Annotated in this window: 12 protein-coding genes; 6 read left to right on the top strand and 6 right to left on the bottom strand. The window is 34.5% G+C overall.

Going from position 1 to position 12,996, the window contains the following annotated elements; translation table 11 throughout:
- Nucleotides 1-13 precede the first annotated feature (13 nt).
- Nucleotides 14-814 carry a potassium channel family protein gene (locus EKH84_RS10320; RefSeq protein ID WP_127066224.1) on the top strand — a complete coding sequence of 267 codons (801 nt, stop codon included), beginning with the start codon at nt 14-16 and terminating at the stop codon, nt 812-814.
- 121 nt (nt 815-935) lie between these two features.
- Here the strand turns inward: EKH84_RS10320 and EKH84_RS10325 are convergent, their stop codons facing one another.
- Nucleotides 936-2,141: a cation diffusion facilitator family transporter gene (locus tag EKH84_RS10325; protein ID WP_127066225.1), complete on the bottom strand. Its 1,206-nt coding sequence runs from the start codon at nt 2,139-2,141 to the stop codon at nt 936-938.
- Between the two features lie 23 nt (nt 2,142-2,164).
- On the bottom strand, nt 2,165-3,133 hold the full coding sequence (locus EKH84_RS10330; RefSeq protein ID WP_127066226.1) for a DHH family phosphoesterase: 969 nt from the start codon (nt 3,131-3,133) through the stop codon (nt 2,165-2,167).
- 336 nt (nt 3,134-3,469) lie between these two features.
- Here EKH84_RS10330 and EKH84_RS10335 point away from each other — a divergent pair, with 336 nt between their 5' ends.
- Nucleotides 3,470-4,339 (top strand): methionyl aminopeptidase, encoded by an 870-nt coding sequence (locus EKH84_RS10335; RefSeq protein WP_127066227.1) that lies wholly within the window; start codon nt 3,470-3,472, stop codon nt 4,337-4,339.
- Between the two features lie 92 nt (nt 4,340-4,431).
- Here EKH84_RS10335 and EKH84_RS10340 read toward each other — a convergent pair whose 3' ends face one another.
- The 4 genes from EKH84_RS10340 to EKH84_RS10355 all read right to left on the bottom strand — a co-directional run bounded on the left by EKH84_RS10340 (nt 4,432) and on the right by EKH84_RS10355 (nt 9,812).
- The gene (locus EKH84_RS10340; protein WP_127066228.1) at nt 4,432-6,036 is read right to left on the bottom strand and encodes a hypothetical protein; all 1,605 of its coding nucleotides are present in this window, start codon (nt 6,034-6,036) and stop codon (nt 4,432-4,434) included.
- Nucleotides 6,011-6,742: an ABC transporter ATP-binding protein gene (locus EKH84_RS10345; protein ID WP_127066229.1), complete on the bottom strand. Its 732-nt coding sequence runs from the start codon at nt 6,740-6,742 to the stop codon at nt 6,011-6,013. The genes EKH84_RS10340 and EKH84_RS10345 overlap by 26 nt, the downstream gene beginning before the upstream one ends.
- Before the next feature lie 145 nt (nt 6,743-6,887).
- Nucleotides 6,888-8,891, bottom strand: a complete 2,004-nt coding sequence (locus EKH84_RS10350) for a carbon-nitrogen hydrolase family protein (protein ID WP_127066230.1) — start codon at nt 8,889-8,891, stop codon at nt 6,888-6,890.
- 195 nt (nt 8,892-9,086) lie between these two features.
- Nucleotides 9,087-9,812 carry a polysaccharide deacetylase family protein gene (locus EKH84_RS10355; RefSeq protein ID WP_013656587.1) on the bottom strand — a complete coding sequence of 242 codons (726 nt, stop codon included), beginning with the start codon at nt 9,810-9,812 and terminating at the stop codon, nt 9,087-9,089.
- Nucleotides 9,813-9,986: 174 nt separating this feature from the next.
- Here EKH84_RS10355 and EKH84_RS10360 point away from each other — a divergent pair, with 174 nt between their 5' ends.
- The 4 genes from EKH84_RS10360 to EKH84_RS10375 all read left to right on the top strand — a co-directional run bounded on the left by EKH84_RS10360 (nt 9,987) and on the right by EKH84_RS10375 (nt 12,908).
- The gene (locus tag EKH84_RS10360) at nt 9,987-10,187 is read left to right on the top strand and encodes a hypothetical protein (RefSeq protein WP_013656588.1); all 201 of its coding nucleotides are present in this window, start codon (nt 9,987-9,989) and stop codon (nt 10,185-10,187) included.
- Nucleotides 10,188-10,335: 148 nt separating this feature from the next.
- Nucleotides 10,336-11,004, top strand: a complete 669-nt coding sequence (locus EKH84_RS10365; RefSeq protein WP_013656589.1) for a hydrolase — start codon at nt 10,336-10,338, stop codon at nt 11,002-11,004.
- 228 nt (nt 11,005-11,232) lie between these two features.
- Complete coding sequence (locus tag EKH84_RS10370) at nt 11,233-11,898, top strand: response regulator transcription factor (protein ID WP_127066231.1); 666 nt, start codon at nt 11,233-11,235, stop codon at nt 11,896-11,898.
- Nucleotides 11,895-12,908, top strand: a complete 1,014-nt coding sequence (locus EKH84_RS10375) for a sensor histidine kinase (RefSeq protein ID WP_127066232.1) — start codon at nt 11,895-11,897, stop codon at nt 12,906-12,908. The genes EKH84_RS10370 and EKH84_RS10375 overlap by 4 nt, the downstream gene beginning before the upstream one ends.
- Nucleotides 12,909-12,996: the final 88 nt, after the last annotated feature.

Below are 12,996 nucleotides of genomic sequence, written 5' to 3' on the forward strand. Positions count from 1 at the left end.
TAGGAGGAAGACTATGTACCTCGTTCTTATATTGTTAATATTACTAATGGGGCAATTAATAGTAGGGGCAAAAAGTAAGCAATTATCTTTGAAGAATATAGTAAAGGAATTCTTTTGGGTAGAAGGTAGTTGGCAAGATCAAATGATAGATTTGCTGCAAAAGGGCGTTGTGATTTTATTAAGCATTGGCAAGGTCTTAAAACAAGAAGGTGAAATTCAAAAAAGCATTGTGTTTTTACTAGCATTTGTAATGTATAGTTTATTACTAAAACTACTTATCAGTTTTACACTGTGGCTGGAAGAATACTTAATGAGTATGACACTTGATATTGCATTTTCTATTTTAACACCTACTGTGATTTTGATGTTTTTTTCAACAATTAATACGGTTATTACAAGACAGGTAGCTTTTATGGCACTTATTACAAGTGTTGTCATGGTGTATTTAGAAATGCTTCATTTTATAACAGGTGAAGTACCTTATAAGCCAGATACAAAAAGAGGAAAAGCATTAAAGGTAAAGAGTATTATTGCATGGCTGGTTATTATTTTAAGTAATCTTTATACCTTATTAGTTCTGGTTCAGTTTACAGGATACTCTAGAGTTCATCATTTTATACAAGCTGAAACCTTTAATCAGCAAAGTGCGGTGGACTTATTTTATTATCTGGTGATTACGTTTACTACAGTTGGGTTTGGGGATGTTTACCCTCAAACAACTTTGGCTAAGGTACTCACCATAATGATTGCTCTTTCTGGCATGCTATTTTCAGGCATGTTTATAGCAACAATCTTAGCAGTAGATGAAAGTTAAAATAGTAAAAGAGCTATAGAAGCACTACCTTGTCAAAGGAGGTGTGCACCTTATAGCTCTTTTAAAGGATATATTATTAGGCTAAGTGAGTGTACGTCCAAAGAGGAATACACTTACCTAGCTAAGAAGATTGATTGGTTATGTGTGAAGCAATAGAGGTTGAGATGTAATTGGTATCTACTGTAATGACTGTATAGTAGTCTGGATTAATTGTTTTAATAGCTGTATCTAAAGCTTTAGCTAACTCAGAAGGTGATTGCTTAAAACCTATAGGAATAGCAATATCAAAAATAATATTACTATGAGTAGGTCCCATGACCATACGGAAATCATGAATGGAAAGTCTGGGGTCTATAGTTTTAGCGAATTCTTTAACTTGTGCTTTTAAGTCATTAATCACAGGGTCGTTAGTGACAATAGGATCCATATGAATGACCAAATCAATCCCCATTTCTCTTTGAAGGTCACGTTCAATATTATCTATTATATCGTGACAGTGAAGTAAATTAGCATCTGCAGGTACTTCTGCATGGACAGAAGCAAACCAGCGGTTAGGCCCATAGCTATGGATGACTAAATCATGAAAGCCAGTAATTTCTTTATAGCTGAGGAGCCTGGTCTGAATAGCATTTACAAACTCAGGGTCAGGTGCTTGCCCTAGTAAAGGACTTGTAGTTTCTTTAATGAGTGAAATACCTGAATAAAAGATAAAAGCGCCTACTACTCCGCCCATTAGACCATCCAGGTTAATACCTGTAAAATAGGCAATGATGGTGGCGAGAAGTACAGCACTTGTAGCTAAAACATCATTACGGCTATCTGTGGCTGTAGCAATCATTGTGGTAGATTGAATCTTAGTACCCAGTATGCGGTTAAAGCGACTTAACCAAAGTTTGACCATAATAGAAAAGACTAATACCATGATTAAGATAGGGCTAAATAAAATGGGTTCAGGATTTAAAATTTTACTGATAGATGAACGAATAAGTTCTAAACCTAAAAGTAAAATAATAAATGAAACAATCATACCTGAAATATATTCAATACGTGCATGACCAAAAGGATGGTCTTCATCTGCTGGTTTTGCAGAAAGCTTGAAGCCAATGAGAGTTACTACTGATGAACCGGCATCTGATAAGTTGTTGATACCATCGGCAAAGATAGCCATACTTTTAAAGAGTAGGCCAATTCCCATTTTACTTAAGCATAAGATAAGATTAGCAATAATACCAACCATACTTCCTAAATGTCCATAAGCCTCTCGCACCTTAGGATTAGTAATATCTTCGTAATTTTTTATAAAACATTTAATAAGCGTTTTTGTCATAAATCTCCCTCCATTCACTTGTTTTACTTGGCTTTATTTTCCTCTGTCAAGTGAAATAAAGTATTAATAACCAGTTCTCTAATAGAAGGAGGAACTGGCATACCAGCAGCTTTTGCATGACCGCCACCACCGAAAACTTCTGTAATATCTGTAGCAAGGTTCACATTATCTTTGACAGTACGGCAGGAAACACCGCCGCCCACATTAATCATAGCAATAAAGTCTAATTCTGGATGGAGTTCCCCTAGCTTATTACCAAGTTCACTTTGAAAACGATTAGCAAAAACAATTCCCGCTTTATAACCTAAAATTGTTTTTTCAATAATTTCTTCGTTACGTGCCTCAATATATTTATCAATTTCATTTTGACGAATTTCTAAAAGAAGCTGTTGCGTTTCATCAAAAGTAAAAGGGCCCTCATCTGTTTGCAGGCGTTCCCACCAATAAGTCATAAAGCGTTCATTACCTAAAATAGAAAATAAGTCATTGAGCTGTTTCGCTTCAAGGTCTCCTAAAGGTTGCCAATCCCAAGTGTCTAGACGTCTTACTTTTTCAACATAAGCAGCTGTAAGAGGATTTAGAAGTAGCTTACTTGATGCATGTGTTTTAAGATAGTCAAAAAATAAAGAAGTACCACTACATTTAATACCTGCTTCATCTTGAATACGTACTTGACACCAAGGGAAAACTTCTAGGGCTGTAGCAGAAAGGTGGTGGTCAATAAGCTGAAAATGTGAAGCAGATAGGTCACTATCAGTAGTGTCAATCAAGCTTTGAATCGTTTCTGCTAAATCTTTGGTAATAGAGATATCTGTAATATAGCAATGTTCATAATTTAAATAGTCCTTATTAGTGATATAAAGAGAGATTTTCTCATTAATATCTTCATAAGAGCAGTTGTCAAAACTCACTTCGTTAGGTCCATAAGCTAATTGTGCTAAAAGTACACAACTATACCCATCTAAATCATTATGTGAAAAATGTTTAATCATATTTTAATCTCCTATAAGTTTTAATCATATTCTACAAATAATAGTAAAATGTATCAATCAGCCATCTTCAAAAAAGTAACTTTATACCATGTTGTTTTCTGATTTTTTCTAAAATGTGTAATGATACAATTCAATAGGGCTGTATGAAATGTCAAAGCCGTCATAAGTATTATGGCATTTTGCGTGACTTATATGTAGAACAATTGCTTTTAGTATAAACCACTCCTAAAAGAGATTCTAGTAGGATTTCCAAGAAAACGTGTAAATTTTTCAAAACAGGTATATAATAAGGACTGATGGTAAGAGAAAACTTATCTAGTAGGGAGGAGTAAAAAGATGTCAATTGACCGTAATGACCCATGCTGGTGTGGTAGTGGGAAAAAATATAAAAAGTGTCATTTAAGCTTTGATGAAAAGCTTAAACATTTAGAATTACAAGGTGAGGAAGTGCCGCCTAGAGAAATTATCAAAGGACAAGCTGATATTGAAGGTATGAAAAAAGCTGCCGAGATTAATAATGCTGTACTAGATTTAGTAGGCACAAAGATTAAAGCGGGTATGTCTACAGAAGCAATTAATCAATTAGTTCATGAGTATACAGTAAGTCATGGTGGTATTCCAGCACCTCTTAATTACGAAGGCTATCCAAAGAGTGTTTGTGTATCTATTAATAATGTGGTTTGCCATGGTATTCCTTCAGAAGAAACCATTTTACAAGAAGGCGATATTGTGAATGTGGATGTAACCACTATTGTAGATGGTTATTTTGCTGATGCTTCTAGAATGTATATGATTGGTGAAGTCAGTGAAGAAGCCAGGAGGCTTGTAGAGGTAGCTAAAAAATGCCTAGAAGTAGGTATAGCGGCTATTAAACCTTGGGGACACCTTGGAGACATTGGGGCTGCAGTACAAGCTTGTGCCGAAGCAAATGGATGCTCTGTCGTAATAGATTTAGGTGGACATGGTATAGGAAAGCTATTCCATGAAGAACCTTTTGTTCCTCATGTAGGAGAAGAAGGAGAAGGAATGCTGCTTGTACCGGGGATGACTTTAACGGTAGAGCCAATGATTAATGCAGGTGATTACCGCGTCTATATTGATGACGAAGATGGATGGACTGTTTATACAGAAGATGATTCACTTTCAGCACAGTGGGAGCATACTATCCATATTACAGAAACAGGCATAGAAATCATTGCCTATTAAAATATAGAAAAATAGTTTTTATAGAACAAAGGAGAGCGTAGCAATCTTATATTTAAGAAGCTACGCTCTCCTTTCTATAGAAACCATTATGCTTAATAAATCGTATTAAAACGTTTGATACCTATAGTTTTAAGTAGATAAAGACAGAGGCTATTTAAAAGGAGCAAAACCACAATAACACCTATGAAAAAGAGGGTAAGGTTTTGTGGCTTTAGTAAAAAGAAAAGGCCAACTGGTGCTCCTATGAGTCCCATACCTAGGAAAACAGAAATCATACTACTTGCACTTTGCTTAACCACAGCAGTTTCATTACTCCAATTCAGTTTAGGAAAAAAGAGATTAATGAGTAAGCCGGAGGTAGCAGTTAAAAAGGCATATAAACTAGGGATACTCAAAAGATAAAATAAATCGACTAGGCCCAGTTTAAAGTTAAAGGCAAATAACAAGCTAGCTAATAAAATAGCAGGTAAACAAACGGTTAGGTTCAGCAAAATTTTTGCAGTAAATAAAGTTGTGGGTGTTACAGGTAAGGATTTAACAATCCATAGGTTTTTACCTTCCATTGAAATAGAAACAGAGCTTGTAAAGCTTATTGCTGCACTACCGGCTAAGATGGTGACTAAACCACCTACTAAATAATTTTGAAGTTCTGGCATTTGTAATAAAGCTTCAAGCTGATCAGGCGAGAAGAAGAAAGAACCTATAGCCATGATGACAACTAAAAGCATACCAATAGAGGTATTCATGACATAAATAGGTGAGGCTAAATAGCGTTTGACTTCTTTATGATACAGCGCTTTAATAACGGATTTTGTTTCCAAATGCCCTAGTTTAAAGTTAGCCATTTGATGTGTTTCACTTAAATTGGCTACAATTTTTTTTAGGCCTTTAGCCAGTAAAACAAGAATAATGGCAGTAGGGATAATAGAATAAAGGCCAAAGCTTATAAGGGCAACACTATTTAACTCAACCAGTGCCGTTGTTAAGTAATAAGCAGGTGGATAAAAACGTTTGATACTTTCAAAAATCATCTCACGATGGGTCAATAAAAGTGGTAATAGTTTATTGGCATTTAATTGCAAAGCAAAAGCACCAAGTGTTAAAGCAACCATTAAAAATAATACGACCATAGACCCATGCTTTTTAGAGCGAGAAGCAATAAAAGAGGTGCCATAAGCAAGGATAGTTGCTATTAAAGTAGGAAGTAACGGTACTAAAACGATGGCGAAAATCATCATAACAAATATCCAAGGTGAACAAGTTGTTTTCAAGTAGTAAATAATCATAATAGGTGTAAAGAAAGCAACTGTTAATAAACAGTTCATGAGGTAAGTAAAAAATAATTTGCTCAGTAAAATAGCTAAAGGTTTAATCGGTAAAGAAAAAAGTAAGGAATAGTCCTTAGCAGTAAATACACTACCTTGGATACTATAGGTAGAAAAAATAATGATGATTAAACTAATAAGAGTTAAACCAAGAAGTGGTAAAAGGTTTAATCCACCTACGCTTTCTAGGCCATTAGCTAACATAAAAGCATACCAGGTTGAGAGCCCTACAAAAACCACAGCAGCATAAAGCATTAGTATACCCATAGCAATCATTTTAGCTTTTTCGGTTTTGGACTTGGTATAACGTAATTGATTAAGCCCTAATAATTGTTTTAAATAAGCTTTAATTAATATTGGATAAGGATTCATTATCAATCAACTCCATAAATACATTTTCTAAACTTTGATTACCAATAACATCAGCTACTTTACCTTTTGCCATAAGTTTACCTGCTTTAATAATGGCAATTTGGTCACAGAGCTTTTCTGCTACCTCTAAAACATGAGTGGAAAAGAAAATAGCAGAGCCCTTATCGCAAAACTCTCGCATCAGCTGCTTTAAGGTATGACTGGCCTTAGGGTCAAGTCCTACAAAAGGTTCATCCAGCACTAAGAGTTTAGGGGAGTGAATAAAAGCAGAGATTAAAGCTAACTTTTGTTTCATACCATGAGAGTAACTGGCAATCAGGTCTCCTAGGTAAGGTGTAAGTTCAAAAGCCTCACTGTATTTTTTGATTTGATTTTCTCTTTCCTTGGTTGACATACCAAATAGGTCAGCAATAAAACTTAAATAGTCAATACCTGTAAAAGCATCATACAGATCAGGATTATCAGGAATATAAGCAAGGGTTTGTTTACAAAGCAGAGGCTCTGATTTGATAGAATGACCATTGACAAAAATATCTCCTTCCGTTAAGTCTAAAATGCCTACGATGGCTTTAATGGTGGTCGTTTTACCTGCACCATTATGACCGATAAAACCATAGATTTCGCCGGATTGTACATCTAGAGAAAGTTGGTCCACGGCCTTATGTCCATTTTTATATGATTTACTATAATTCACAATACGTAGCATAGGAGCGCCCCCTTTATTAAAACATAAAAATTATATTTGTTATATATATTGTATAACAAATATAATTTACTAAGTCAATAGCTTTTTATTTTTATAGTTAGAACAAGAAGAGAAAATCGGGCCTTTTTATGTCGCTAAAAAAAGCTTAAGTATCGAACTTAAGCTTTTGGTACCAAGTAGCATAAAGAGCAATTTTACTAGGTAGAGTGGCGTATAAACTTCCTAAACGAGCTTTGGTAAGTTTAATTGTTTCGGATAATAAGGAGGGCATTTCGGCAAGTGGCTCGCCATAATAATCGACATAATAATCATTTTTAGCTTTATGCTTAGCATGAGTAACAGCTCCGTATTTAGGACCAATGATGGTACTTGTACCTGGATAAGTAGCTAAAATATCACCCGTTTTACCATATTCTGTTCCGCTTAGATTAGCAACCAAAATAAAAATACTGTTAGTATCAGCCACATACTCCAGTTGGTTTTTGTAAGCCATTTTGAAGTAAGGTGAACTCTGATCAGTGTGAAGGGTAGGTGAATCATGAGTAGCATTTAAGACGATTTGACATCCCATACCTGCATAATACCGAATGAGTTCTGTAGAAAGTTCATCATCTATACAAAGACCTATTTTGCCAAATTCAGTTTCAATGATAAAAGGTGTTTCGCCTGTTTCATACCAAGAAGAACTTGGATCAGGATGAATTTTTCGATACGAGCCAATAATGCCTTGGGGACCAATAATAGTTAAAGCATTATACAATTTATCATCCTCTGCTTTTTCAGGCATGCCTAAAATTACATAAAGGTTGTACTTTTTACAAAGAGCTGCTATTTCCTGAGTGGAGGGCCCAGGAATGGATTCAGCTAAAGTTTCTTGCATAGTAGAAGTACCATTTTCATCTAAGCTATAACCAGACAGTGCAAGCTCTGGAAAGAGGAGAAGCTTTAGGCCATCTTCCCCAGCTTTTATAATAGCTTCTTTAATCTGATTTAAATTAGCAGTTTTATTACCCCATACGGGAGTAAAGTCCATAACACCCACACGAACCTCAGCAGTAGAAGGCTCTTCTTTATCAGCAGAAGCTAAAAAGGTGTACCAAGTCTGATAAAGAGCAGGTTTATACATTTCAGTAGAAAAGCCTTCCAAAGTGGCTAAACTTAAATCAAGGGTAGCTAAATAAAGACCTTCCTCATCATTAAGTGGTTTAGCAGGAATATAAGGGGAAGAAGCACGAACACCGTAATAAGTAGAAGGTAAGTCTTTTGAACTACCAGAAGGCCCAACGATGACACTACCTCCAGGAAAGGTATTATCAGCAATCGTGCGATCAATAGGAGCAGTTTCTTCACCAATTAAATTAGCACTCGCAATATAAAGACCGTTAGTATTAACGACACCTTCTAAACGATTGGTATAATACCAAAACCATTTAGTCATATCATTACTAGCACCACCATAAGCCTTTGAACTTGCTGTAGGATTTAAAATAAGTTTGCAGCCTTTAGCGCCATAATAACGACTAAGTTCTGGATAAGCATAGGTGTCATAGCAAATACTAATACCTATAGGTCCCCATTTTGTGTCGAGTACAAAAGGATCACTACCAGCTACGCACCAAGAAGTTTCTGGTTCAATGGGGTTGATTTTTCTATAAGTACCTTCTACACCAGAAGGAGAGATAATGGCAGCAGCATTATAAACAATATCATTACTAGGGTCTCTTTCCGGCAGTCCATAGACCACATACATATTGTATTTTTCACATAAGCCAGCAATTTGATTAGAAGAAGCTAGAGGGTCTAAACTAGGAACGGTTTCAGCTAATTGAACATGCATTTTTTCATTTTTTCTAAGTCCGTTTAAGTAAGCGCCATCGCGTTTTTCTTCGTCTGAATAACCGGTTAAAGCAAGTTCAGGAAAAACAAGAATATTAACACCGTGGGTAGACGCTTCTTCAATATAAGTTTTCATTTGTTCGATATTAGCTGCCTTATCACCCCACTCACTATGAAAATTAACAACACCTACCACAATAGAGTTTTGATAGGTAGTAGTATTAAAATAGAGAATAAATTTTAAAATAAAGATTAAAACAATAGTACATAAAGAAAAATATGTAAACAAATTAAGTTTAATTATTCTATTCATATAAAAAAATCCTTTTCATTGTGATAATTTTAGTATAAACATACAAGATATAAATGGCAATATTTATGTCAATGATGAAAGGACATTAGAAAATAAACGAGTACCCTTATTCTGATACTAAGGGAACTGAGTTCCCCTAGTAGGAAGAGAAAAACACTAAAGTACGCCTGCTTTATAAATAGGTTAATATAATTCTTATTTTTTAAAGCGATAAAAATAAGGTGTAGTGGTATGATCAATGGCTTTAAAGATATAGCCTTCTTGTTTGTAGTAAGTGATAATATCATTTAAAGCTAAAGCAGTATTTTTATTATTGCCATTACAATGAGCTAAAATAATGCGGCGCATACGACCATCTTGACATTTTTTTGCATTTTTCACAAAAGTAGAAGGGGGTAAGGTACCTTTAATACCATCTTGTAAATCAACGTTCCAGTCATAAATACAGTATCCTTTGGCGCAAAGAGCGTTATAGAATTTAGTATTAAGTCTACCAGCACTACCGCCAGGAAAACGAATGGCTTTAATATCTAAATGAGTTCCTAAGGTTTCGTTAATGGTAGATTTAACCTTTTCCATTTCCATAATAAAGGATTCAGGATTTTTATAAATAATCTTGAAGTTGTGACTATAAGTATGAAGGCCAATACCGTGGCCTTCTTCATAAATGCGTTTTAAGATTGCTTCACGACCTTTGATTTCTTTGCCTACTATAAAGAATGTAGCTTTTACATCATTTGCTTTTAAAACATCTAAAATCTGTTCTGTTACTTTAGGTGTTGGCCCATCATCAAAAGTAAGATAAACAACTTTTTCATCTGTTTCTTGAGGAGGAGTTATGCTGCTAGCTGAAAGTGAAAAAGGAAAAATAAAGCATAAGCTAAGAAGAAGTAAAAATAAAGTTTGAATGATACGCTTCATTACAAAACCTCTCTTTCATAAGTCATATTTATTTAGTAGTATGCGTAAGTTAAATGAAAAATATTTACTTGATAAAAACACCTTGATTTATATAAGAATATGCAGGCTGTCTATTGTAATCTATAGATGAAAAATGTATAATAACTATAATATAAGCAAAAGGGGATGAAGCATATGAGACTTGATTTTTGCCCAACTTGTGGGAAACCACTTGTAAGAATCACTACTAAAACAGCATTTTACAAGGCAGTATGCTTAGATTGTGAAATGACATACAAGCTAAGTGGTGAATTACAAGGACTAGAAACTATTAAGTTTAAACCAAGTTCGCCTTCACAAATGACAGAGGCAGCTATGAATAAACAAAATCAGTAATATTTGGGTATTCTCAATCTCTAACGATGGTGTTAGAATTGAGGATTTTTAATTTATACAGAAATTAATCTTTTACAGTATAAGAAAGTCATAGATAGGCCTATAATGATAGTAAATGACACTATAATGACTTGATAAGGAGACCGACATGAAACAGAACTACATACCAGAAGTAACTAGTAACCTTAGAAAAAACTATGTGAAAGTACCAGAAGCCACACGGTTATGTAGTGGTATTCGTATCTTTGGAAAGCGTATTAAGTCTTTTATTTTTACAACAGATGTTGCTATTATTAAAAATAATAATGCAGATGCGGTTATGGCAGTATACCCTTTTACCCCACAGTCTACGATTACTCAAGCCATTTTAGCAGTATCAGATATTCCAGTAGTATGTGGCGTAGGTGGTGGATTAACTCATGGTATTCGTTCCGCTAATATTGCCTTACATGCTGAATTTCAAGGTGCTATAGGTGTTGTTTTAAATGCCCCAGCACCTCATGAAACGATTACTCATGTAAAACAACACATTGATATTCCAGTTATCGTAACGGTTGTAAGTCGTGATGCAGATATAGCAGGTAAAATTGCAGCAGGTGCTGATATTATCAATGTAAGTGGTGGGAAACAAACGGCTGAGATTGTAAAAGTTATTAGAGCTCAATATCCAGAATTGCCGATTATTGCAACGGGTGGACCGACAGAGGAAACAGTAAGAGAAACAGTTGAAGCAGGCGCTAATTGTATTACCTATACGCCACCTAGTAATACAGAACTTTTTAAAGCTAAAATGAGTATTTATCGTATGGAAGAATAAGAAATATGACCAGTAGTAATGACTTCACTAAAGAAGCTGCTACTGGTATTTTTATGCCATCCTTTTACTACTAAGCTCACTAACAGTGACATGTAGTTTTTCAAAATGACTAATAGGATATGAATTTAATAGGCTCGGATGGTTACTTTCAAACAAGTATTTAGTTATAATAAAGCAAAGAGGAAATCCTAAAAATAATATGAACGTTTGATATAAAGGAGCGGAGAAATGGCTAAGATTTTAATTATTGAGGATGATGTCAAAATTAGGACAGAGTTAAGTAACCTATTAACTTGCTATGACTATGAATGTATTCTGATTGAATCTTTTGAACATGTAATAGAACAGGCCTTAAGTAGTGAAGCAGATCTTATTTTATTAGATATTAATTTACCTTATGTAGATGGTTATCATATTTGTAAAGGGATTAGAGCAGCTTCGAGTATCCCCATTATTGTTGTCACTAGTAGGGATAGTGAAATGGATGAATTAATGAGCATGAATCTAGGTGCGGATGATTTTGTGACCAAGCCTTATAATATCCAAATTTTATTAGCACGTATAGCTTCAGTTTTAAGAAGAACTCAGAGACACCAAGAACTTAAAGCCATTACTTACAAAGGGTTAACTTTAGATTTATCTCAAAGTAAAGCTAGTTTTGAAAATCAAGAAGTAGAACTGACAAAAAATGAACTTCGCATTTTACATTTGCTGATGAAGCATCAAACAACCATTGTATCTAGAGATGAAATCATGAATGAACTTTGGCAATCAGATGAATTTGTAGATGACAATACTTTGACCGTTAATATTAATCGATTAAGGCGTAAATTAGAGGATGTAGGGGCTAATGATTATATCATGACAAAACGTGGTCAGGGGTATCGTTTATGAGCTTAAAAGATTATTTAAAGGATAGAAGTTTAGATTTAATGATTAAGGCTTTTGTTTTTATATTTATAGCAGCCTTATTAAGTGTACTTGATATAGGTGGTTATGCTATTGGCTTTATTATGAGTATATTAATAGGTGCTGAATGGTTGGTGTTTTTACATAGTTATCTAAGAAAATATCATTTTTATAAAAAATTAGCGAAACAATATGAGGGGTTGGAGAAGAAATATCTGTTATCAGAGGTAATGGAAAGACCTACCTTTGAAGAGGGTGTTTTTTTGTATGATTTGTTTCGAGGAACTACTAAAAGTATGAATGATCAAATTGCTCTTTATAAATACTCAGCCAAGGAGTATAGAGAGTATATTGAGACTTGGGTTCATGAAGTGAAAACACCTATTGCAGCTAGTAGACTAATGTTGTCTAATCATCCTTCATCTATTTCAAAAAGCTTAGGCGAAGAAATGGACAAAATAGAAGGTTTTGTTGAGCAGGCGCTATTTTATTCAAGAAGTAGCGATGTGGAAAAAGATTATATTATAAAGAAGGTAAATCTAGAAAGTCTGGTTAAAGCAAGTATTAAAAAATATTCGAGAGTACTCATAGAACATAAAATAGCCATTGAATTAGGAGGATTAGATTATAGTGTTTATACAGATAGCAAGTGGATGGACTTTATATTAGGACAAGTCATTGGTAATGCTATTAAGTACCGAAGTAATCATCCTCAGCTTTCTTTTAAAGCAACCATCTTAGAAAATAGCATTGTTTTGCAGATACAAGACAATGGTATTGGCATTAAAGAAACAGATTTATCAAGAGTATTTGACAAAGGTTTTACAGGAGAAAATGGTAGACGCTATAGCAAGTCTACAGGTCTAGGACTTTACCTTGCAAAAAAGCTTTGTAGCAAGCTAGGACTAGAAATAGGTATTCAGAGTACAGAGCAAATAGGAACTACCGTTAGCATTTTTTTCCCTAAGAGTAAAATGCATCTATTGGTTTTGTGACATTACTGTAAGGTTATTGTAAGTAAAAGCCATGGAGCCTGACTACTTAGAGACTTAAAATAAAGGTATCAAAAAAAGAGGTGAAAAC

It is taken from the genome of Cellulosilyticum sp. WCF-2 (genome assembly GCF_003990395.1).
GTDB classification, from domain to species: Bacteria; Bacillota; Clostridia; order Lachnospirales; family Cellulosilyticaceae; genus Cellulosilyticum; species Cellulosilyticum lentocellum.